Raw genomic sequence first — 22,491 nt, forward strand, 5'->3', positions numbered from 1 at the left:
ACTTAACCACATAGCGTCCCTTTAGCCAGTTGAGTCGCCACCGACATCGCACCACTGGTCCATCCCCCAGCCGAGATCGGGCACATGAATTCAGAATCTTCACCCCTTGCCAGTGTTTCGGCGCACGCCGATCACCAGGACACCAGCGACCTGACCGACGAGTTCCGGCGCCGGCAGCTCAGCCTGTTCCGCGAGCGGCAGAACGACCTCGACTCCGACGACTCGATCTCGGCCCACTAGGCTCCGGCTCCGCGCAAGGCCCGACACGGGCCACGCCGAAAGCATCTGGCGGCTGGCCCTCCCACGTTCGGGGGCTGATCGAGGTGGGCACCCGGTCGCACGGCTGCATGAGGAAGTCTGTGAATTCTGATCGATCGCGACGGCGGCAACCGGGCTCCGCCCCGCCCCGCGGCACCTGTATGCTCGAACCAGACTTCCGTGAGCGGCTTTGCTGTGAACGGACGAGCGCTGGTTGAGACAGTGCATGAGGCCCCGGCGTTCGTCGCCGGGGCCTTTCTCGTGCCGGGCGCGGTGCCCTGCCTACTTGCGGGCGAGCACCACCGCCGCATTCGGGTTTCGGCCCCGAGGGGAATGCCGCGGCGCATCCGGTGCTTGCAGTGAGGGTGGGCGCCGGCCCCGGACGGATGGGTGCCAGTGAGTAACGTCGATGTGGGTTTCCGCTCCGAGCGCGGCCCTGTGCTGATCGCACTGATGCTGACCACCGGGCTGGTGGCGATCGACGCGACCATCCTGGCCACGGCGGTGCCGACGATCGTCAAGGACCTCGGCGGATTCGCCCAGTTCCCGTGGCTGTTCTCGATCTACCTGCTCGCCCAGGCCGTGTCGGTCCCGGTCTACGCGAAACTCGCCGACACCCTCGGCCGCAAGCCGATCGTGCTCGTCGGCATCGGACTGTTCCTGCTCGGCTCGGTGCTCTGCGGACTGGCCTGGAGCATGCCCGCGCTGATCGCCTTCCGCGCGATCCAGGGCCTCGGCGCCGGCGCCGTGCAGCCGATGGCCGTCACCATCGCGGGCGACATCTACACCGTTGTTGAGCGCGCCAAGGTGCAGGGCTACCTGGCCAGCGTCTGGGCCGTCTCCTCTGTGGTCGGGCCGACCCTCGGCGGGTTGTTCTCCCAGTACCTGTCCTGGCGCTGGATCTTCTTCGTCAACATCCCCCTCTGCGTCCTGGCCGCCGTGATGCTGCTCCGCGCGTTCCACGAGAGCGTCGAGCCACGCCGCCACCGGATCGACTACCTCGGCGCCGGGTTGCTCACCGGCGCGCTCAGCCTCCTGATCCTGGCGGTGCTCGAGGGTGGTCAGGCCTGGGCCTGGAACTCACCGGCGAGCATCGGCGCGTTCGGCCTGGGTGCCGTCCTGCTCGTCGGTTTCGGGTTCGCCGAGCGCCGGGCCGCCGAGCCGGTGCTGCCCCTCTGGGTGTTCCGACGGCACCTCCTGCTCAGCAGCGCCCTGGTCTCGGTCGGTGTCGGCGCGATCCTGATCGGGCTCACCTCGTTCGTGCCGACCTACCTCGAAGGGGCACTCGGAACCGCGCCGCTCGTCGCCGGCCTCGCCCTCGCCGCCCTGACCATCGGCTGGCCGATTTCGGCGTCGCTCGCCGGTCGCCTCTATCTACGGATCGGGTTCCGCAACACCGCCCTGATCGGCATGGTGCTGGTCATGCTCGGGGTCGTGGCGCTGGCTGCCACCTCGGGCTCACCATCGGTCTACATCGTGGCGGCCAGCTGTTTCGTGGTGGGGCTGGGACTCGGCCTCGTGGCGACGCCGACACTGATCGCCGCCCAGTCCAGCGTGGAATGGGATGAACGCGGGGTGGTGACCGGGGCCAACCTGTTCTCCCGTTCGGTGGGCAGCGCGGTCGGGGTCGCGATCTTCGGGGCGGTCGCCAACGGCATCTTCCTGGCCGCCGGGCCGACCGCTTCTCGCGCCTCGACGGCGTATCCGGCCACTGTGGAGGCGGCATCCGGAGCCGTGTTCCTCGCCGTGGTGATCACTGCGGTGTTCACCGTGGCGGCCGCCGTGTCGATGCCGCGGACGCCGCCGCGGAACCGCCCGGTCTAGTCGCGCAGTCCGAACCGGGCGTGCAACGGATGCATCCAGCCCGGCGCCCACCAGAGGATCCGCTCCAGCGACGTCATCACCGAGGGCACCAGCACGGCGCGCACGAGGGTGGCGTCCAGGAGCACCGCAACCGCCAGCGCGATGCCGATCTGCTTCATCTGCATCAGGTCCCCGGTGGCGAACCCGGCGAAGACGAGCACGATGATCAGGCCGGCCGAGGTGATGATCCTGCCTGAGCTCTGCAGGCCAGTCTCGATCGCCAGCCGCGTGCCCTCGCCCTGATCGTGGTGTTCCTTGATCCGCGAGAGCAGGAACATCTCGTAGTCCATGGCCAGACCGAAGCCGAAGGTGAGGACGAGGGTCAGCACGAGCGGGTCGACGCCCGAGATGGTGGCCGGGTCGAAGTTGAGCACCCCCGAGAGGTTGCCCTCCTGGAAGCCCCAGACCAGCACTCCCACCGAGGCTCCGAGCGAAACCGTGCTGATGACCAGGGCCGTGACCGGGATGACCACCGACCCGGTCATCAGGAACAGAAGCACGAACGTGGCGACGGCGATGATGAGAGCCGCCCACGGCGCACCGCGCTGGAGCGAGTCGGTGTAGTCCACCGACGCAGCATCCGAGCCGCCCACCCAGTTGGTGAACGCGGGCCGGTCGGCCCGGATCTCCCGCACGACCGCCGGCCCCTTGTGGGTGTCGACGCTGACCCGGGAGACCCAAAGGCCGTTGACCTGTGCCGGCGGGGCGGCGTCGGTGACGTGCGGCAACGCCCGGACCTGACCAGCCCAGGCCGCGGCGGAGGCTTCGTCAGTGTCGGAGACCAGCTGTACCTTCGCCCCGGTGGCCAGCGGGAAGTGGTTGTTCAGGGTGGTCACGAAACCGTACTGGCTGGACGACCTGGGGATGGCGTCCGAGCCGCTGTTCGTGACGTTCATGCCGAGCACGGGGCTGCCGAGCAGGAGCAATGCCGCGATCCCGACCAGGGCGATCAGGGCCGGGGCTCGCTGCACACCCCGGGTGAGCTTGGAGAAGACACCTTCCTTGGGCGCCACGTCGCCGAACCGGGTGAGGAGTCCGCCCAGGCCGGGCATGCGGGTCAGCAGGCCGGGCTGCAGCAATCGCTCGCCGAAGTACCCGAGCAGCGCCGGCACGAGCACGAGCGCCGTCAGGATGGCGATCAGCACGACCGAGACGGCGCCGACTGCGATGGCACGGATGATCGTGGGCTCGAAGACGAGCAGGCCCACGGTGGCGATGGCGAAGGTCAGCCCGGAGAAGAGCACCGTTCGCCCTGCCGTGTCGATGGTGATCCCCACCGCCTGGAGCATGAGTTCGTGGCGGTCATGCCTGCTCTGACCGTCGTGCTCATCCCTGCCACGGTGCGCCGGGGCATCCTGCGCCCCGTCGGCCGGCCGCGGTGCTGCCGGCGTGCGCAGAACGAGCGCCCGGAACTCCTCCCGGAAGCGGCTGACGATGAGCAGGCCATAGTCGATGGAGAGACCGAGGCCGATCACCGTGATGACGTTGAGCACGGTCGTGTCGATGTCCATCAGGAAACTGAAGCCGTACAGCGTGCCGAGGGCGCCGACGATGGACGCGATCGCACCGATCAACGGGATGCCGGCCGCCAGGAACCCGCCGAAGATGAGGAGCATGACCACGAGGGCGATGGGAAGGGAGATCAGCTCCCCCTTCTGCAGGTCGGCCTCGGCGACGGCGACGAGCGAGTCCACGAGCAAGGGGGTGCCGCCCACCTCGACAGTCGCATCGGGCGCGGCCTTCCTCAGGTCGAGGGCGGCCGCCTCGAGCCGGGCCTGGACGGGCGTGAGCACCGCGTCGCTCAGCCGGCCGTCGCTCGTGGACATGGCGACGTTCAGGAGCAGCCCCCGGCCGTCCGCTGCGAACAGCGGCGCCGCGGCGGGGTTCGGCTGGCCGCTGGGCAGCGGCGGGATCTCCAGGGGGTTGACCACCCCGGTCACGCCGTCAATCTTCCTCAGGTCCGCCGCGGCCTCGGCGAGGATCGTGGCCGGCCCGGGCTCACCAGCCTGGGCCGGGGAGAGCGCGACGCCATAGATCAGCAGCGACAACGACTCGGTGTCCGTGTTGCCGGTGCCCTGGAGCAGTTGCTCCGCCTCGCTGACCTCGCCCTTCACCGTGGGGCCCGCGCTGGAGAGCCGCTGGAACAGGGTCTCCCCGGCGACCCCGCCGAGCGCTGTCGCGACGAAGACGCCGAGCAGGGCGGCCCAGGCGATGAGCACGATGAAGCGGTGGCGGGCGATGAAGACCCCGAGAGTGCGCAGCATGGTCAGTCGTCCTTCGGAAGTGAGCGGCTATCGCCAAAGTACTCCCCCGGGTCAGGGCGTGGGTGCTGAGTTCACCATGCCTTCGTTCCTTCGGCGGTTGTGACCCGGCGGGTGCGGATGCGGCACTCACGCGGCCATCAAAGCACGCAACGGGGCCGTACGCCCGCCGAGTGTCGATTCGGCCCTCCGGCCGGTCGAGGTGTAGCCTCAGCACTAGACCCCAACATACCCTTGGGGGTATCTGCCGGGTTGGCCCTGTCGCTGATCCGGCCAACCGAAAGGCACTTCCATGAAGATCGTCGTCGTTGGCGGGGTCGCCGCTGGCGCTTCAGTCGCCGCGCGTGCTCGCCGTCTGGATGAGTTCGCTGAAATTATCGTGCTCGAACGGGGCCATCACGTCTCCTTCGCCAATTGTGGCCTGCCGTACCATATCGGCGAAGTCATCACAGATCGCAGCCGCCTCCTCTTACAAACCCCGGAGAGCCTGCGTGAATCCCTCGACATCGATGTGCGGGTCGGGAACGAGGTCACCGCCATCGACAGGGCGGCGCAGACCGTTTCGATCCGTGAGGTCGACAGCGGACGCGAATACGTCGAACATTATGATGCCCTTGCCCTCTGCACCGGCGCCGAACCGCTGCGCCCTCCGCTGCCGGGCATCGACCTGCCGGGCGTGCACGTGCTGAGGCGGATCGGCGACATGGACGTGATCAAGGCGCAGCTCGACGCCGCGATCGCGCAGGCCGCCACCGGCGCACGCGGACCGGTCAGGGCCGTCGTGATCGGCGCCGGTTACATCGGGCTCGAAATGGCCGAGAACCTCAAGCACCGCGGCGCACTCGTCGACGTTGTCGAGATGAGCGACCAGATCCTCCCCCCGCTCGACCATGAGCTGTCGGTGCCGGTGGAGCACCACCTGCGGAGCAGGGGGATCACCCTGCACCTATCCACGGCGGCCGCCGCGTTCACCGAACGGAAGGGCGGCGGGCTGAACGTCGAACTGACCGACCTGTCCGTGCTCGAGGCCGACCTGGTCATCCTCTCCGCCGGTGTGCGCCCGAACACCCTGCTCGCCAGGGACGCCGGGCTGGAGCTCGGCCCGCGCGGCGGAGTGACCGTCGACACGCACATGCGCACCTCCGACCCGCACATCTGGGCCGCGGGCGACTCCGTCGAGACCCCCCACACGGTGCTGCCCGGGCAGTGGCTCGCCCCGCTCGCCGGCCCGGCGAACCGGGAGGCCCGAGTGGCCGCCGAGAACATCTGCGGCCGCACGACCGAATACCGGTCCACCCAGGGCACCTCGATCGTGAAGGTGTTCGACATGGTCGCGGGCGGCACCGGCGCCACCGAGCGCCAGCTGCTCGCCGCCGAGGTTCCCTACCGGGCGGTGCACGTGCACCCCTCCGGGCACGCCGGGTACTACCCCGGCACGGCCATGATGCAGCTGAAGGTGCTCTTCTCCCCCGACACCGGCCGAATCCTCGGCGCCCAGGCGGCCGGCTTCGACGGGGTGGACAAGCGCCTCGACGTGCTCGCCACCGCCCTCCGCGCCGGCCTGACCGTCTACGACCTCGAAGAACTCGAGCTGGCCTACGCCCCGCCATTCGGCTCGGCCAAGGACCCGGTCAACATGGCCGGCTTCGTCGCCGGCAACGTGCTCCGTGGCGACCTCACCCTCTGGTACGCCCAGGACTACCCCGAGGCGACCCGCGGCACCCGACTGATCGACGTGCGCACTCCGGAGGAATTCTCGATCTGGCATCTGCCGGGGGCCGAGAACGTGCCGCTCGGCGACATCCGTTCGGCCAGCGAGGCCTGGGACCGGACGGCTCCGTTCCGGCTGTACTGCGCGGTCGGCTTCCGCAGCTACCTGGCCTACCGTGCGCTCGTGCAGCGCGGCTTCACCGACATCGCCACCCTCTCCGGCGGGTCGGACACCTTCCGCTCCTGGCACGAGGTCAAGCCGGACAGTGACGAACCACCCCTGCCGATGACCGCCTACGCGGAATCCGTCGACATTCGTGCGGCTGCCGCGCGGTCGACGGCGCTCAGCCAGGGCACCGGGCTCCGGGTGGACCTGGACTGCTCGGGACTGGCCTGCCCCGGGCCGATCATGAAGCTCTCCGACAAGATGAAGTCACTCACCTCGGGCGACGAGCTCGTCGTGCACGTCTCGGACCCCGGCTTCGCCAGCGACGCACCGGTCTGGGCCAGGCGAAACGGACACCAGCTCCTCGCGATCGAGCCCGAGGGCTCCGGCTACGTCGCGACCATGCGCAAGGGTGGGGCGGCCTCCGCGGCGAGCACCTCGGCCATCACGCCGGCGGAGCCCCGGCCCGGCAAGACCTCGTTCGTCGTCTTCTCCGGCGACCTCGACAAGGTCATCGCGGCCTTCATCATCGCCAACGGCGCGATCGCCATGGGCGAGGAGGTGTCGATGTTCTTCACCTTCTGGGGGCTCAACGCCCTGCGCCGTATCGATCCGCCCAAGCGCGAACGCAAGCTGATGGACAAGATGTTCGCGACCATGATGCCCTCCAGCGCCGGGAGCATGCCGTTGTCGCAGATGAACATGCTGGGCGCCGGCGCGGCCATGATCAAGAAGGTCATGAAGGAGAACGCGGTAGCCTCCCTGCCCGAGCTGATCGCGTCGGCCCAGGCCGGCGGCGCGCGGCTGATCGGCTGCACCATGACCATGGACCTGCTCGGCATCGCGCCGTCGGACCTGATGGACGGCGTCGAACTCGGCGGAGTCGCCACTTTCCTCGGCGAAGCGGCGGAGTCGACCACCACCCTGTTCATCTAGCCGCGGACGGTTCCGTCGACGATGGTGGTCGGGGCCCCAGGACCGCGCCAGCGCCGGGCGGGGCTGGGCGGGGAGCCCGGGTTATGGGGCCTCGTCGACGATGCCGATGAACCGGGTCCCGATCCCGTCCACCTCGGTGCGGCTCATGCCGTCGGCGGGATCGGGCAGCTCGTCCGAACCGTGGTAGTCGCAGGTCAGGTAGGTGAAGGCCGGCCACCACTTCTTCGGGCGTGCCGCCTCGGAGAAACCGCAGACGTCACAGCTGAGCTCCACCCAGACCGGCTTCTTCCCGGTTCGATTGGCACGCGACTGCACCAGCCAGGCCGGGGGGTTGCGCTCGATCTCGCTCAGCTCGGCCTCGGTCATCCGCGACGGGAGCTCGTGCCGCTGCGCCATTTCCAGCGGAATATCCAGCCGCAGGGCGGCCATACGTCTCGTAATCATCTCCATCAAGGATAGGCGCTGCCTGCGACCGCGTGTAGCCCAGGAGGCGCCGTCCGGGGTGCCCCGGACGCAGCGGGCGGACACGGGTGGTGTCGGCCGGGTCACCGTTGACATCCCCGACGCCGCCCTGGATTTCCAACCGGGCGGCGACGACCGGGTGCACCTGAGAGCCACCGGCCGCTGCCTCGGGGCGCAGCCTCGCCTCACCGCGACGACGGAGCATCGTCGCGGAGACGAGGTAGGCAGCCCTGCGGCCGCCGTGGCGCTCTGACGACGCGTGGAACAATGGGCACATGCCCGAACCTCTCTCCCCTCTTGGACTCCTGCTCGACGTGGACGGGCCGATCGCCAGCCCGGTTACCCGCACCATCGCCACCCCGAGCATCATCACCGACCTGATCACCCTGGCCGGCGCCAACGTTCCGATCGCGTTCGTCACCGGCCGGTCGGTCGCGTTCATCCGGGACCAGGTCGTCGTTCCCCTCCGCGCGGCGGGGCTGCCCGGGACGATGCGCATGTACGGCGTCTGCGAGAAGGGCGCCGTCTGGTTCCCGATCACCGCCGACGGCATCGGCGAGGTCGTCGTCGATGACTCCGTCGCCCTCCCCGCCGAGGCCGTCGAGACCCTGCGCCGGCTGGTGGCCGACCGGTTCGCCGACACCATGTTCTTCGACGAGACGAAACAGGCGATGGTCTCCGTCGAGCAGCGCACGGATGCCGACCACGCCGTCTACCAGGCCGCCGCCGCCCGGTTCAACGAGGCCGCGTTCTCGGCGCTCACCGGTCTCGGCCTCGGAGTGCGGTTCGGCGATCGCGTCGTGCCCGACGCGGACGGCGCCGTACCATTCCGGATCGACCCGACGATCATCTCGACCGACATCGAGTCGGTCACCCTCGACAAGGACCGGGGCGCCGAGCGCGCGCTCGCCTTCTTCGCCCAGTCCGGGCCGCTCCCGAGCGTCTGGCGCTCGGTCGGGGACTCGCGCAGCGACTACCTGATGGCCGACCACCTGCACGCGGCAGGCTATGACGTGTCCCACGTCGACGTGCGGCCGGCCGACGGCATCCTCGACCGCCCCTACCCGATCATCGTCGAGGGCGACCTGATCCACGACGAGGCCGGAGCGCAGTTCCTCGGCTTCTGGGTGGACAAGCTCGGACTTCGCTAGTCCGCGATGAAGCGGATGCCGTCCTGCAGACGGCTCCGCAGCTCGAACACCTTCTCGAAGCTGCCTCGCTCCATGCCGGGCAGGCCGTCGCGGAGCAGCCCGACCAGCCGTGACCGGGGGACGGTGATCACGGTGGGGCGCCGCCCGCGACCCGGAACCGTCAGCGGCTCCGCGACGGCGTCGTCGGGCAGCACGATCACGATCGCGGTGAACCGCACCCGGAGCGACCTGGCCAGGGCGCGGGCGGCAGCCGTGAAGTCGTCGACGGGGTGGTCTTCGTCGTGGAGGGCCTCGCCGACCAGCTCGCCGCGCCGCAACTGGACGGGTGCGCCCCAGTCTTCGGAGAGCACCCCGAACAGCCCGGCCGGCCCGAGCACGACATGGTCGATCTTGTCGACCTGGCCGCCCGCGGCAACGTCATGCCAGGCCGTGAAGCCGATGCCGAGTCCGCTGATCTGCTGGGCGGTGACCTCCTCGGCGAGGGCCTTCGCCAGGCAGTGACGGATCTCCCGCGGGGCCGACCGCACGAGCGCCGGCGCGTAGGGGTCCTCAATGGTGGTGCCACGGCCGGCCCACTCGCGCAGGAGGTCGAGGTAGCGCTGCCGGGCCAGCCCGCCCGGGTGGCCGTACATCCTCGCCTTGACCCCGGAGCGGGTGGCCTGGCCGGCGGTCTGCGCCGAGGCGTGGGCGGTGCGAACGGGCGGCTCACCGGAGTCCGGGTAGCGCCGGCGGTCGTAGGCGGCCCGGCTGTCCGGCGTGCCCACCCGTTCCCAGGCCACCTGCACCGCGTGGAACTGCACGGCGCTGCCGCCGACGTCGGGGTGCGTCTGGCGGAGCAGGCGGCGGTAGGCGCGGCGAAGTTCGTCGGCGCTCGCCGACGGCGTGACGCCCAACACCTCATATGGTGAAGCCGCGGCCGGGCTTTCAGACATCCTCGCGGTCACTTTCAGGCTCAACGGTCGATTTTCCTGTGTTCACCCTACCGATGGTTGCTGGAATCTCGCCGCACGCGCCACGCTGCCGCCCAGCGGCACCCCCGCCGGTTTTTGTGGGACGATCAGCGGGTGAAGCCCATCGGAGTCCTGAAGGTCCACCGTTCGAGCACCCGCCTGGTCGTGATGGCCGTGCTGGGAATCGCGGCCGCGGTGCTGACCGGCCTCTCCGGCGACTGGGCGCTGGCGCCGATCGCCGGCTGGGGCGTGGCCTGCGTCACCTACGTCACCTGGGTCTGGCTCACGATCGCCCCGATGGATGCCGCCACGACCGCCGGCCATGCGACGCGGGAAGACCCGTCGCGAGGGGTCGCCGACCTCCTCATCGTGCTGACCAGCCTGGCCAGCCTGGGCGCGGTCGCGTTCCTGCTGCTGGAGACCCGGACCACCGCCGGCCAGCAGGGCATCCAGGCCGGGGTGGCCGTGCTGAGCGTCGCGTTGTCCTGGGTCCTGCTGCACACGCTCTTCACGCTGCGGTACGCGTCGCTGTACTACTCCGGCGTCGACGGCGGGGTCTCCTTCAACCAGACGGCACCGCCGAGTTACGGGGACTTCGCCTATCTGGCCTTCACCCTGGGGATGACCTTCCAGGTGTCGGACACGAACATCGAGGACCATTCGGTGCGGATGACCGCGCTCCGCCACGGCCTGCTGTCCTACCTCTTCGGCTCGGTCATCCTGGCGACCCTGATCAACCTCGTCGCCGGGCTCCTGCGCTGACGCTCAGCCGGCGAACTCCCGAACGGGCCGTCCGGTGACCCCCACGTCGGCCACGAACAGGGAGCCTGCCAGGGAGTCTTCCCCGGGGACCAGGTCCTCGCGCGACGTGGTGATGAACAGCCGGTCGAGCAAGGGACCACCGAACGTGCAGGCGGTGACCCGGTGCGCACCGACCTCGACGACTCCGTCGAGGATGCCGTCCGGCGTGTAGCGCCGCACGGCCCCTCCCGCGTAGAGCGCCACCCAGACGCATCCCTCGCTGTCGACGGTCAGTCCGTCGGGGTAGCCGGCGTCGGCGGGGATCTCAGCGAAGGTGCGCAACCCGGTCAGGCCGGATTCAGCGTCGTAGTCGAAGACGGCGACCCGGCCGGTGGAAGTGTCGTTGTAGTAGGCCAGGGAACCGTCCGGGCTCCACTCCAGCCCGTTGGAGATCGTCAGGTCCTCCTGGACCACGGCGACCCGGCCGTCGGCCTCGAGCCGGTACAGCGACCCGGCCCCTGCCCGCTGGTCCCAGGCCATCGAGCCGCAGTAGAACCGGCCGTGCGGGTCGCAGCCGCCCTCGTTCATCCGCATGCCGGGGCCACTCCACAACGGGTCGTGCCGGGTCAGGTCACCGGCGGCGTCCTCGAGGGCGAACCCGCGTTCGAGGGCGATCACCGCGCCGCCCGACGCCCGGGGTCGCAGCGCAGCCACGAACGGGCCGACGTTGCGGCGGTTGACCGTGTCGCCGTCGAGCGACAGGATATCGCCGGCGAACATGTCCACCCAGCGCAGGCCGCCCCAGGCGTCCGACCAGACCGGACCCTCGGCGTGGAAGGCGACCGGGTCGGTGAATTGCTCGGCGAGCACGGCGGTCTAGTCGCGGAGCAGCTGGACCGGGATGTACACGGCGAGTGCGACGCAGAGAATTCCGGCGAAGAAGATCGGCAACTGGCCGGCGGTCACCGCGAAGGCGAGACCGAAAAGCCAGAATCCGAGGATGAAAATCGCCATGGCGACGATGAAGGCGACGACGTTCATGGGGGTGGTCCTCTCGAGCGGTGCCCGCACAGGTTCGCCGGGCCGATGAGTCGAGCGTACCGGCTGGACGACCCGGGGAGGGAACGTGCGGCGGTCAGCCCCCGGTTCGAGCGCCGACAGGTTCGATCAGCTCGGGGCCGTTCCCCGTCACCGGGGCAACCTGATGGAAGCGGAGCGCCGCGCTCGGCTCCCGGGACGCGTCGACGGCCGCGTCGACGAGGGCCTGGTCGCCGACAGTGTGCGGGTCGAGCCACTGGTCCCAGCATTCCTCGGGAAGCACCACCGGCATCCGGTCGTGGAGGCCGCGCAGGGGGCCGTCCGCGTCGGTGGTGAGGATGGTCGCCGTGAGCACCCAGCGCGCCGGATCGTCGGCGGCGAGGACAGGATTGCGCCACCACGAATAGAGGCCGGCGAACGCGAGCGGCAGGCCGTCATCCGAGTGGACGAAATAGGGCGTCTTCTCCGTGCCGACCGTGTGCCACTCGAAGTAGCCGGTCGCTGGGATGAGCGCGCGGCCGGACGCGACCGAGGCACGGAAGGTGGCCTTCTCCGCCGCCGTCTCGGCGCGGGCGTTGAAGGTGGGGTAACCGAGGGCGAGTTCGGTGGAGAAGGACGGCACGAGGGACCAGCGGGCGGATTCGAGGCGGCGCACGACGGACCCGGACTTCGCCGATTCGACCACGATCAGAATCTGCTCGGTCGGTTTGATGTTCCAGGAGGGCTCAGGGAGGTTCTCGCCCTCATGCGGGGCGTCGAACATGGCGGCGAGGTCAGGCGCCGTATCCGTGATGATGAATCGCCCGCACATAGCGACAGGCTACTACCGCCGCTGCCGGTTGCCGCGCGCCGGGGCACTGGCGGGCGCGCGCCGGGGCACTGGCGGGCGCGCGCCGGCGGGAGCAGAATCGGAGCGTCGGCGCCGGTGCGCCGCGGAGGAGAGCTCCCCATGGTCGTGTTCATCGTGGTTCTGGCGGTCGTGCTCGTGCTGGCGCTCATCGTCGCCGCGAATTCGATCCGGGTGATCAAACAGTACGAAAAGGGCGTAGTGCTCCGGTTCGGTCGCCTAATCGGCACGCGCCCGCCCGGCCTGACCTTCATCATCCCGTTCGTCGACGTGCTGCACCGGGTGGCCCTGCGGATCGTGACCCTGCCGATCCAGTCCCAGGGCATCATCACCCGGGACAACGTCAGTGTGGGGGTGTCCGCGGTCGCCTACTTCCGGATCGTCGACCCCGTGAAGTCGGTGATCGCGATCGAGAATGTGCACGCCGCGATCGACCAGATCGCCCAGACCACGCTGCGGAAGGTCGTCGGCCAGCACACCCTGGATGAAACCCTCGCCGAGACGGACATCCTCAACGTCAACATTCGCGAGATCCTCGACGTGCAGACGCTGGACTGGGGCGTGGAGGTCACCCTCGTCGAGCTCAAGGACATCCTGCTCCCCGACTCGATGAAGCGGGCGATGGCCAGGCAGGCCGAGGCCGAACGGGAGAAACGGGCGAAGATCATCAACGCCGAGGGCGAGTCCCTTGCCGCGGCCGCACTCGGCGACGCATCGGACACGATGATGGCCCACCCGCTGGCCCTGCAGCTGCGGAACCTGCAGAGCCTCGTCGAGATCGGGGTCGACAAGAACACCGTGGTCGTCTTCCCGGCGCCCCTGATGAGCACAATCGGTGAACTCGGTGCCTTCCTGGCCCGCGAGGCGGCCGCGGCGACCGGAAACGCCGCCGAGAAAGACCATTGACTTAATCGAAGATACGTTCGATTATATTGGTGTGTCCAGTGCAACCGCCACCTCCTCGTCACCGTCCGGTCGCGCGCCTGCGTCCGGGCTCCAGGACCAGATCGACGCGATGCAGGCCACGCGACTCGGCGGCCTTCTGCCGACCCTGCCGGCCCTGGCCGGACTCTTCCCCGGCGGAGGGCTGCGGCACGGGTGCGTCTACACGGTACCGAACTCCACCGCGCTGGTGATGGCGCTCCTCGCCGCCCCGTCGCGGGACGGCGCATGGTGCGGGGTCGTCGGCCTGCCCGACTTCGGAATCGAAGCAGCCGCGGGCCTCGGAATCGCCCTGGACCGCCTCGTCCAGGTTCCGCGGCCCGGTGATCGCTGGCTGGCCGTGACGGCCGCACTCGTGGACGCCCTGCCGGTCGTGGCCGTGCGCCCGCCGGCCCCGGCCCGCTCCGCGGATGCCGCCCGCCTCGCCGCGCGGCTCCGCCAGCGCGGCGGTGTCCTCCTCGTCGCCGGACCCTGGACCGCGTGCGAGGCGGAGCTGACCATCGCGGCACGGCATTGTGAGGGGCTGGGCCCTGGCCATGGGTCCCTGTCCGGGATGAGCGTCACCGTCGTTGCCGCGGCCGGGCACGGCGGAGGAATGACGCGAAAGGCCTCGGTGGTCCTCGCGGGTGGTGGGCCGCACCCCTCGAACGACGCGGCCGGGCTGCCCCACCTGCCGGCAGGCCGGTCCGGGGCTGCGTGGGACGAGGCCGGGTTCCTGCGGGAAGGGACAGGCTGACCGTGGCCGGGCCTGAGCCTCCGCCGACCCTGTCCTCACCCTCGAGGACGATCGTGCTCTGGTGCCCGGACTGGCCTGTCGCCGCCGCCCGCGCGGAGACCGGTCTCCCCCGCGATGCGCCGCTGGCCTTGATCTCCCAGGGAACGGTATTCGCCTCGTCGGCGTCGGCGCGGGCTGACGGGGTGCGGCGCGGGCTGACGCTCCGCGAGGCGCAATACCGGTGCGGAACCCTCGTCGCGCTGCCCCACGACCCGCGGCTCGACGAGCGGGCGTTCGAGCCCGTGCTGGCCCGACTCGAGGAGGTCGCCCCCGGCGTGGCGACGATCCGCCCAGGCACCGGCGCCGTGCGGGCCCGGGGTCCCGCCCGGTACTACGGCGGTGAGGAGCCGGCCGGGCAATCCATGCGTGACGCTGTCCTCGACCTCGGGGTCGCCGATGCCCGGGTCGGCATCGCCGACGGGCCGTTCGCCGCTGAGCAGGCCGCGCGGAGCGCGCAACGGGCGGAGGTCCGGGCGGTGCCGCCCGGACACTCATCCGGCTTCCTGGCCGGAATGCCGGTCGCCCTGGTCGTGGACGCGCGGCTGACCATGCTGCTGCGCCGCCTGGGCGTGCACACGCTGGGCGACCTCGCCGCCCTTCCCGCCGCGCAGGTCGCGCAGCGGTTCGGGCCCGCGGGCCTGGCGGCGCAGGCGCAGGCCCGCGGCGTCGATCCGGCACCCTTGCCGGCCAGGGTGCCGCCCCCGCAGCGCGACCTGCTGCTCCGGTTCGAGCCTCCCCTCGACCGGATCGACCAGGTCGCCTTCGCGGCGCGCGCGCCGGCCGACAGTTTCGTCGACGGCCTCGCCGGCGCCCACCTGGTCTGCACGACCCTCCGGGTCGAGGTCGGCCTGGACTCCGGCCGGATGCTCGGCCGCAGCTGGCGGCATCCGCGCTGGTTCGACGCCGCCGACGTCGTCGACCGGGTGCGCTGGCAGCTGCAGGGCAGCGGGGCCGGCGATCCCGGGCTCGACTCGGCGGTGTGCTGGCTCCGGATCCTCCCGGAGGAGGTCGACGGCGCCGGCAACCACGAGCCGGGGCTCTGGGGCTCCGGACCGGACGAACGCATCCATCACGCCCTGTCCCGGGTGCAGAGCCTGCTGGGGCACGAGGGGGTGGTCACGGCCGTGGTCGGCGGCGGCAGGCTGCTCGCCGAGCGCCAGGTCTTCGTCCCCTGGGGCGATGCGCCGGCCGGCCCTCGCGCCGGGCCGGCCGGGGCCGCCGCTGCCCCGTGGCCGGGGAGCCTGGCGGGGCCCCTGCCGGCAACCGTGTTCCGGGAACGACGACCGGTCGGCCTGCTCACCCAGGACGGGAGCCAGGTCGACGTGGACGAGCGCGGTCTCCTCCCGGCAGATCCCGTACAGTTCTCCCCCTCCGGGCAGAAAGACGACCTGCGATCGGTGGCCGCCTGGGCCGGTCCCTGGCCCGTGCATGAGGGCTGGTGGCGACCCGGAGGCGGGCGCCGGGTCGATCGCGTGCAGATCGTCGACGCCGACGGCGCCGCCTGGCTGCTCCACTTCGACGACCGGCGCTGGTGGGCGGAGGCCCACTATGACTGAGCGACCCTGGCCCCTCACGTCGTTCAGGCCCCGCGGCCTGAATCCGGAAGGACAACCCTGATGGGATGGAGCAACCCGCCGATCTCCTGGTCGGAACTGGAGCGCCAGCTCTCCGACCGGCGCCGCCCGACCGGAACACCAAGTGGCGCCGACGGCGGCGACAGCCCGGCGTGGTCGCGGCGAAGAGCGCCCTACCGCCCCGACGGGGAACCGGCCGTCGCGGCACGGCCGACCGCAGACTCAACGCCGTATGCCGAGTTGCACGCGCACTCCAGCTTCAGCTTCCTCGACGGCGCAAGCTCCCCGGAACAGCTCCTCGAAGAGGCGAATCGGCTCGGATTGACCGGGCTCGCCCTGACGGATCACGACGGGCTCTACGGGGTGGTCCGCCTGGCGGAGACTGCCGAGAGTTACCCCGAGGTCGGCACGGTCTTCGGCGCGGAACTGTCCCTCGGGCTGCCCGGTCCGCAGAACGGGATCCCCGACCCGGCGGGCACCCACCTCGTCGTGCTCGCCCGAGGCCAGACCGGCTACCACCGGCTGGCCGGAGCCATCACGGAGGCACAGCTCGCCGGCGACGAGAAGGGGCGGCCGGTCTACGACCTCGAACGACTCTCAGAACAGTCGGCCGGCCACTGGGCAGTCCTGACCGGATGCCGCAAGGGCGCCGTTCGGGCTGCCCTGGCGACCGGGGACCGGACCGCCGCGGCCGTGGAATTGACCCGGCTGGTGCGGCTCTTCGGCCGGGAGAACGTCCACGTCGAGTTGTTCGACCACGGCAACCAGCTCGACTCCAGCACGAACGACGCCCTCGCCGCGCTCGCCGAACGGGCCGATCTGCCCCTGCTGGCCACGAACAACGTGCACTACGCCAGCCCCGACCAGGCCCGGCTGGCCGCCACCGTCGCCGCCGTGCGCGCCAGACGGAGCCTGGACGACCTCGACGGCTGGCTGCCCGCAACCGCCGGCGCCCACCTGCGCAGCGGCGACGAAATGGCCGCCCGGTTCCGCCGCTATCCCGGTGCGGTCGCGAACACGGTCCCGCTGGCCAGGGAACTCGCCTTCTCCCTTCGCCGGGCACGGCCTCGCCTGCCGCGCCAGGATGTGCCCGAGGGACACACCCCCATGAGCTGGCTCCGCGCCCTGGTCAGGGCGGGGGCGGCGCGCTGTTACCCGGGCCTCAACGACAACGTGCGAGAGCGGATCGAGAAGGAACTCGCCGTGATCGAGGCCAAGGACTTTCCCGGCTACTTCCTGATCGTGCACGACATCGTCCAGTTCGCCCGCAGCCGCGGCATCCTCTGCCAGGGTCGCGGTTCGGCCGCGAGCTCCGCCGTCTGTTTCGTGATCGGGATCACAGCCGTGGATTCGATCTTCTACCGGCTGCCCTTCGAACGCTTCCTGTCCAGTCTCTGCGACGAGGAACCCGACATCGACGTCGACTTCGACTCGGACCGCCGGGAGGAGGTGATCCAGTACGTCTACCGGCGCTACGGACGGTTGAATGCGGCCCAGGTTGCCGATGTGATCACCTACCGGCCGAAATCCGCGGTCAGGGACGTCGCCCGCGCCCTGGGCTACAGCACCGGGCGCCAGGACGCGTGGGCGAAGCAGGTGGAGCGGTGGGGAGAGGCCGTGGCGGGCGTCGACCACGATATCCCCCCGCTCGTGTCCGACCTGGCCGAACAGCTGCTGGCCGCGCCGCGCCATCTCGGAATCCACTCCGGCGGGATGGTGCTCACCGACCGGCCCGTCGGCGAGGTCTGCCCGATCGAGCCCGCCCGGATGGACGCGCGCACCGTTCTGCAGTGGGACAAGGACGACTGCGCCTGGATGGGCCTGGTGAAGTTCGACCTGCTCGGGCTCGGGATGCTGGCCGCCCTGCAGTACACCTTCGACCTCGTGCGGGAGGAGCTGGGCGAGTCCTGGGGCCCGTCGTCCATCCCCCGCGAGGAGCAGGGTGTCTACGACATGCTCTGCCGGGCCGACTCGGTCGGGGTGTTCCAGGTCGAGAGCCGCGCCCAGATCGGCACCCTGCCGCGGTTGCAGCCTCGCCGGTTCTACGACCTCGTCGTTGAGATCGCCCTGATCCGGCCCGGTCCGATCCAGGGCGGGGCGGTGCATCCGTTCATCCGGCGCAAGCTCGGCCAGGAACCGGTGACCTACCTGCACCCCAGGCTCGAACCGGTGCTCGAGCGCACCCTGGGCGTGCCCCTGTTCCAGGAGCAGCTCATGCAGATGGCCATGGCCGTCGGTGGCTGCACCGGCGAGCACGCCGACCTGTTGCGCCGGGCGATGGGCTCCAAGCGCGGGGTGGAGAAGATCTCCAGCCTCAGGGCCCGCCTCTACGCGGGAATGGCGTCCAACGGCATCACCGGCGAGGTGGCCGACTCGATCTACGCCAAGATCGAGGCCTTCGCCAATTTCGGTTTCGCCGAAAGCCACTCGATCAGCTTCGCCCTGCTCGTCTACTCCAGCGCCTGGCTCCGGCTGCACTACCCCGCCGCTTTCCTCGCCGCGCTCCTGCGCGCCCAGCCGATGGGGTTCTATTCCCCCCAGTCGCTGGTGGCGGATGCCAGGCGGCACGGAGTCCAGGTGCTCCCACCCGACATCCTCAGGTCAGAGCCCGACGCGTCGCTGGAACGCCGTGCCGGCGCCGGGGGCGGGAGCACGCCGGGAGCGGGCGGGCGCCCGGCCTGCCTGCACCCGGAGCAGCCCCCGGTCGGCCCCTTCGACCGGGCCGTTCCTCCCGACTTCCGCGAGCACCGGCGCGACGGGGCGTTCAATGTGCGGTTGGGGCTGGCCGCGGTCACCGGGATCGGCCAAGATCTCGCCCGCACGCTGGTCGCCGAACGTGCCGAGAATGGGCCGTACCGGTCGATGACGGATCTCACCCGCCGGGTCAGACTGAGCACCGACCAGCTCGAGGCGCTCGCCACCGCAGGCGCGTTCCAGGGGCTGGGCCTGGACCGCCGCGCCGCCCTCTGGACCGCCGGCGACGCGGCCCGGGAACGATCCGGTTACCTCGCCGGCACGTCCGGGTCGGTCCAGCCGCCGCTGCTGCCGCTTCTCACTCCGACCGAACAGGTGGTCTACGACCTGTGGGCCACCGGCATCTCCCCCGACGACCACCCGATCCGGCACGCCCGCGCGTCCCTCGCCGCCCGAGGCGCCGTGCCGATCGACGCCCTGCCGCAGCGCGAAAGCGGCCGCCGCCTCGAAGTGGGCGGCGTCGTGACGCACCGGCAACGCCCGGCGACCGCGGGCGGGGTCACCTTCATCAACCTGGAGGACGAGACCGGGACCCTCAACGTGATCGCCGGCCTCGGCGTCTGGAATCGGTTCCGCCGGGTCGCCCGGGAATCACCGGCCCTCATCGTGCGCGGCATCCTCGAGCGCTCTCCGGAGGGTGTGACCAACCTGATCGCCGACCGGTTCGAGCCGCTCACCGTCTCCGCGCCCACGACCTCGCGTGACTTCCGCTAGCGTCGATCGAGGCGGAATCCGGCGCCAGGGCCAACGGTCCCGGGCCGGCAACGGGAATGGACGACCGAGACATGCACGATGGCAATCCCCAGGACCGGTACAGCGCGGATGTGCTGCGGCCAGGCTGGCGCGAGGTGGGTCGCACCGTCATCCCGTCCCAGGACGCCACCGCCGGTCTCGTCGTCGAAGAGGTCGCCACCGGCTTCTGCGGCGCCGTCATCCGGATCGAGAAGAGCGTCGTCACGCTGGAGGACCGTCACGGCAAGTTGCGCCTGTTCCCCCTCGGCGGCGGCTTCCTGATCGACGGCCGGCCGGTGGTCCTCGCCGCCCCCGCCCGCGCGGCATCCCGGAAGCCCGCCCGCACCGCCTCCGGCTCCCTGGCGGTGTCGGATGCCCCGGCCCGGGTCGCCCGCGGCAGCCGGATCTTCGTCGAGGGACGCCATGACGCCGAACTGGTCGAGAAGGTGTGGGGCGCCGACCTCCGGATCGAGGGCGTCGTCGTCGAGTACATCGAAGGCGTGGACAACCTCGAGGAGCTGCTTGCCGAGTTCAAGCCGGGGCCGACCCGCAAGGTCGGGATGCTGGTCGACCACCTCGTCGCCGGTTCCAAGGAGAGCCGGATCGCCGATGCCGTGGCGCGCGGGCCGTACGGCCGTCATGTGCTCGTGGTCGGGCATCCGTACGTCGACGTCTGGCAGGCGGTCAAACCCGAGCGCCTGGGGCTCACCGCCTGGCCCGACATTCGCCGCAGCATCGAGTGGAAGCACGGGATCTGTGAGGCCCTGGGCTGGCCCCACGAGGACCAGGCGGACATCGCCCGGGCCTGGCAGCGGATCCTCGGCCGGGTGCGGACCTTCGCCGACCTCGAGCCGCAACTGCTCGGCCGGGTCGAACACCTCATCGATTTCGTGACCGTGGATTAGTGAAGGCCCCGCCGGCTTTGTGCCTGACTTTCAGGAAACGTAACGCTTTAGCCTCGAATTCTCACAGAAAACAGTTTGCACGGGGCGACGTGGGCTAGTGTTATCTCAGTAGTTGTAGTGCTTGCACGTCTCAATACGCGGTGACTTCGGTTCCCGCGGCGTATTCCTTTCGGAAGCGGACGACGAATACCGCGACGAACGGCCTCGAAAGTCGAGGTCCTTCTAACACTCCTGGAGGAGTTTCAAAAATGGCAACAGGTACCGTGAAATGGTTCAACGCTGAAAAGGGCTTCGGCTTCATCGCTCCCGACGACGGAAGCGCCGATGTCTTCGCGCACTACTCCGCGATCGCATCGAACGGCTACAAGTCGCTCGACGAGAACCAGAAGGTCGAGTTCGAGGTAACCCAGGGCCCCAAGGGTCCCCAGGCCGAGAACATCCGCGCCCTCTAAATAACAGCCACATAAGCTGCTTCAACGCTCCCCGCTTCGGCGGGGGGCGTTGTTTTTTTTGCGCCATGCAGACGACCCCGGGTCAACCCGGGTCATCCCCCTCCTTCCTGACGGCACAATCGTAGCGTCAGGTGCTCGTCGACCGGCTGCGGCTACTTGACCAGGTCCTGCCAGCCGTCCCCGTCGACGTACTCGAAGATCAGGTTGGTCTCGGTGTGGGCCACGGCCGGATGCTCCGCGAGATGTTCCAGCACGAAGTCACGCAGGTCGGAGGCATCCGCCGCAGCCACGTGCAGCAGGTAGTCGTCGGCTCCGGCCGTGTGGAACAGGCCGATCACACCGGGCCAGTGCGGCGCCGCATTGCGGAAGTCGTCGATCTGCACCCTCGCGTGCTTGACCAGCCGCACCGAGATCAACGCCTGCAGGGAGGCGCCGAGCGCGGCCAGGTCGATGTTCGCCCGGTAGCCGCGGATATGCCCGAGTTGTTGCAGGCGGCGCAGCCGAAGGGACACGGTCGACTCGGCGACGCCGATCTCCGCCGCCAGGGCGGCGCCGGAGGCCCTCGCGTTGACCGACAGGGCGCGGAGGAGCGCCCGGTCGACCCGGTCGATTTCGGATTTCTTCGGTTCCATGGACCCACTCTTTCCTTGACGAGCAGTTTATGCGACAATCCCCGTCCAGACGGAAGACCCTGCAGGAGGGCTTGTGTGCGGACACAGAATCTGTTTTGGTCTGAGGATGATGCCAACGATGCCGCACCTGGAAACCATTGCCGTGCACGCCGGGATGGACGGCCTGACCGAGGCGGGGATGCATGTTCCCGGGATCGATCTGTCGACGACGAACCCGCTCACCGGGGTCGAGTCCGGCGGCGATTCCTATGAGAACCTCGCCACGGGCGGCACCCTGGTGCCGGGCGAGTCCGCCGTCTATCAACGGCTGTGGCAGCCGGGCGTCGCCCGGTTCGAGACGGCGCTGTCCGCCCTCGAGCGGGCGGAGGGCACGGTCGCCTTCGCCACCGGGATGGCCGCCCTGGCTGCCGTGCTGATCGCCACCGTGGCCGCCGGCAAGCCGCACGTGGTGGCCCTGCGACCGATCTACGGCGGAACCGACCATGTACTGGCGACGGGACTGCTGGGCACGAGCGTGACCTGGGTCGACGCGGCCGGGGTGGGCGCGGCCATCCGGGCCGACACCGGGCTCGTCATCCTCGAGACGCCCGCGAACCCGACCCTGGAACTGACCGATATCCGGGCGGTGGCGGATGCCGCCGGCGACGTTCCCCTGCTGGTCGACAACACCTTTGCGACGCCGGTGCTGCAACGGCCGCTCGAATCAGGGGCGACCCTGGTGCTGCACAGTGCGACGAAGTTCCTCGGCGGCCACGGTGACGCGATGGGCGGAACCGTGTCCGGTCCGGCCGACTGGGTGGTGCGCCTGCGCCAGGTGCGCGCCCTGACCGGGGGGATCCTGCATCCGTTCGGGGCGTACCTGCTGCACCGGGGGCTCCGCACCCTGCCGGTGCGGGTTCTCGCCCAGCAGGCCACCGCGGCCGAGATCGCCGGGCGGCTCGTCGGGCACCCGGCACTCGCCCGGGTGTACTACCCCGGCCTGCCCGGCCAGGACCCGCAAGGCCTGCTGAATCGGCAGAGCACCGGGGCAGGATCGATCATCGCCCTCGACCTCGCCGACGGGTTCGACGCGGCCGTTCGCTTCACCGAGGCCTGCCGGCTGATCACCCACGCGGTCTCGCTCGGCGGGGTCGATTCGCTCGTGCAGCACCCTGCCTCGCTGACGCACCGACCGGTCGAGGCCGGTGCCCGGCCCGCTGCCGCCGTCGTGCGGCTGTCGATCGGGCTTGAGCACGTCGACGACCTGATGTCGGACATCCTGGCCGCGCTGGACGTGGCCGGCGATGTTGCGTTCGACCGCGCGGTCCGGATTCCCCACGAAGCCGTCGTCTGAGTCCCCGTA

Annotated in this window: 20 protein-coding genes; 13 read left to right on the forward strand and 7 right to left on the reverse strand. The window is 70.2% G+C overall.

Going from position 1 to position 22,491, the window contains the following annotated elements; genetic code table 11:
- The first annotated feature begins 84 nt into the window (after positions 1 to 84).
- Positions 85 to 240 carry a hypothetical protein gene (locus E3O48_RS17535; protein WP_166788605.1) on the forward strand — a complete coding sequence of 52 codons (156 nt, stop codon included), beginning with the start codon at positions 85 to 87 and terminating at the stop codon, positions 238 to 240.
- Positions 241 to 711: 471 nt separating this feature from the next.
- The gene (locus E3O48_RS03690) at positions 712 to 2,082 is read left to right on the forward strand and encodes an MFS transporter (RefSeq protein WP_134537416.1); all 1,371 of its coding nucleotides are present in this window, start codon (positions 712 to 714) and stop codon (positions 2,080 to 2,082) included.
- Here the strand turns inward: E3O48_RS03690 and E3O48_RS03695 are convergent.
- A complete protein-coding gene (locus E3O48_RS03695) occupies positions 2,079 to 4,385 on the reverse strand; it encodes an MMPL family transporter (protein ID WP_134537354.1) in 2,307 nt (768 codons plus the stop codon). The genes E3O48_RS03690 and E3O48_RS03695 overlap by 4 nt on opposite strands.
- A 289-nt stretch (positions 4,386 to 4,674) precedes the next feature.
- Between E3O48_RS03695 and E3O48_RS03700 the strand changes: the two genes are divergently transcribed.
- Positions 4,675 to 7,194 (forward strand): FAD-dependent oxidoreductase, encoded by a 2,520-nt coding sequence (locus tag E3O48_RS03700; RefSeq protein WP_134537355.1) that lies wholly within the window; start codon positions 4,675 to 4,677, stop codon positions 7,192 to 7,194.
- Between the two features lie 81 nt (positions 7,195 to 7,275).
- Here E3O48_RS03700 and E3O48_RS03705 read toward each other — a convergent pair whose 3' ends face one another.
- Complete coding sequence (locus E3O48_RS03705; RefSeq protein ID WP_134506523.1) at positions 7,276 to 7,638, reverse strand: hypothetical protein; 363 nt, start codon at positions 7,636 to 7,638, stop codon at positions 7,276 to 7,278.
- Positions 7,639 to 7,696: 58 nt separating this feature from the next.
- On the opposite strand from E3O48_RS03705, the gene E3O48_RS03710 reads away from it, so the two are divergent.
- Positions 7,697 to 7,909 carry a hypothetical protein gene (locus E3O48_RS03710; RefSeq protein WP_134506525.1) on the forward strand — a complete coding sequence of 71 codons (213 nt, stop codon included), beginning with the start codon at positions 7,697 to 7,699 and terminating at the stop codon, positions 7,907 to 7,909.
- A 22-nt stretch (positions 7,910 to 7,931) separates the two neighbouring features.
- Complete coding sequence (locus E3O48_RS03715) at positions 7,932 to 8,807, forward strand: hypothetical protein (protein WP_134537356.1); 876 nt, start codon at positions 7,932 to 7,934, stop codon at positions 8,805 to 8,807.
- On the opposite strand, the gene E3O48_RS03720 is transcribed toward E3O48_RS03715, so the two are convergent.
- Entirely contained in the window at positions 8,804 to 9,739 is a 936-nt protein-coding gene (locus tag E3O48_RS03720; RefSeq protein ID WP_134537357.1) for a DnaJ domain-containing protein, read from the reverse strand. The genes E3O48_RS03715 and E3O48_RS03720 overlap by 4 nt on opposite strands.
- Before the next feature lie 132 nt (positions 9,740 to 9,871).
- Here E3O48_RS03720 and E3O48_RS03725 point away from each other — a divergent pair, with 132 nt between their 5' ends.
- The gene (locus tag E3O48_RS03725) at positions 9,872 to 10,519 is read left to right on the forward strand and encodes a DUF1345 domain-containing protein (protein WP_241982383.1); all 648 of its coding nucleotides are present in this window, start codon (positions 9,872 to 9,874) and stop codon (positions 10,517 to 10,519) included.
- Positions 10,520 to 10,522: 3 nt separating this feature from the next.
- On the opposite strand, the gene E3O48_RS03730 is transcribed toward E3O48_RS03725, so the two are convergent.
- From E3O48_RS03730 to E3O48_RS03735, 3 genes are all read right to left on the reverse strand, one after another.
- A complete protein-coding gene (locus tag E3O48_RS03730; protein WP_134537358.1) occupies positions 10,523 to 11,368 on the reverse strand; it encodes an SMP-30/gluconolactonase/LRE family protein in 846 nt (281 codons plus the stop codon).
- A gap of 6 nt (positions 11,369 to 11,374) precedes the next feature.
- A complete protein-coding gene (locus E3O48_RS17540) occupies positions 11,375 to 11,539 on the reverse strand; it encodes a hypothetical protein (RefSeq protein ID WP_166788606.1) in 165 nt (54 codons plus the stop codon).
- Between the two features lie 94 nt (positions 11,540 to 11,633).
- Positions 11,634 to 12,347 carry an SOS response-associated peptidase gene (locus tag E3O48_RS03735; RefSeq protein WP_134537359.1) on the reverse strand — a complete coding sequence of 238 codons (714 nt, stop codon included), beginning with the start codon at positions 12,345 to 12,347 and terminating at the stop codon, positions 11,634 to 11,636.
- A 138-nt stretch (positions 12,348 to 12,485) separates the two neighbouring features.
- On the opposite strand from E3O48_RS03735, the gene E3O48_RS03740 reads away from it, so the two are divergent.
- The 6 genes from E3O48_RS03740 (at position 12,486) to E3O48_RS03765 (ending at position 20,517) form a co-directional block, all read left to right on the forward strand.
- Complete coding sequence (locus E3O48_RS03740; protein WP_174774746.1) at positions 12,486 to 13,289, forward strand: slipin family protein; 804 nt, start codon at positions 12,486 to 12,488, stop codon at positions 13,287 to 13,289.
- A 31-nt stretch (positions 13,290 to 13,320) separates the two neighbouring features.
- The gene (locus E3O48_RS03745) at positions 13,321 to 14,061 is read left to right on the forward strand and encodes a hypothetical protein (RefSeq protein WP_134537360.1); all 741 of its coding nucleotides are present in this window, start codon (positions 13,321 to 13,323) and stop codon (positions 14,059 to 14,061) included.
- A 2-nt stretch (positions 14,062 to 14,063) separates the two neighbouring features.
- Positions 14,064 to 15,656 (forward strand): DNA polymerase Y family protein, encoded by a 1,593-nt coding sequence (locus tag E3O48_RS03750; RefSeq protein WP_241982384.1) that lies wholly within the window; start codon positions 14,064 to 14,066, stop codon positions 15,654 to 15,656.
- A 60-nt stretch (positions 15,657 to 15,716) separates the two neighbouring features.
- Positions 15,717 to 19,142 carry an error-prone DNA polymerase gene (locus E3O48_RS03755; RefSeq protein ID WP_134537361.1) on the forward strand — a complete coding sequence of 1,142 codons (3,426 nt, stop codon included), beginning with the start codon at positions 15,717 to 15,719 and terminating at the stop codon, positions 19,140 to 19,142.
- A gap of 71 nt (positions 19,143 to 19,213) precedes the next feature.
- Complete coding sequence (locus E3O48_RS03760; protein WP_134537362.1) at positions 19,214 to 20,065, forward strand: DUF3097 domain-containing protein; 852 nt, start codon at positions 19,214 to 19,216, stop codon at positions 20,063 to 20,065.
- Positions 20,066 to 20,313: 248 nt separating this feature from the next.
- Entirely contained in the window at positions 20,314 to 20,517 is a 204-nt protein-coding gene (locus E3O48_RS03765; RefSeq protein WP_035840308.1) for a cold-shock protein, read from the forward strand.
- Between the two features lie 152 nt (positions 20,518 to 20,669).
- Here E3O48_RS03765 and E3O48_RS03770 read toward each other — a convergent pair whose 3' ends face one another.
- Positions 20,670 to 21,149, reverse strand: coding sequence for an Lrp/AsnC family transcriptional regulator (locus tag E3O48_RS03770; protein WP_134506540.1), 480 nt, complete (start codon positions 21,147 to 21,149; stop codon positions 20,670 to 20,672).
- 118 nt (positions 21,150 to 21,267) lie between these two features.
- Between E3O48_RS03770 and E3O48_RS03775 the strand changes: the two genes are divergently transcribed.
- Entirely contained in the window at positions 21,268 to 22,482 is a 1,215-nt protein-coding gene (locus E3O48_RS03775) for a PLP-dependent aspartate aminotransferase family protein (RefSeq protein WP_241982385.1), read from the forward strand.
- Positions 22,483 to 22,491: the final 9 nt, after the last annotated feature.

The organism is Cryobacterium sp. HLT2-28, from assembly GCF_004402495.1.
Taxonomy (GTDB): domain Bacteria; phylum Actinomycetota; class Actinomycetes; order Actinomycetales; family Microbacteriaceae; genus Cryobacterium; species Cryobacterium mannosilyticum.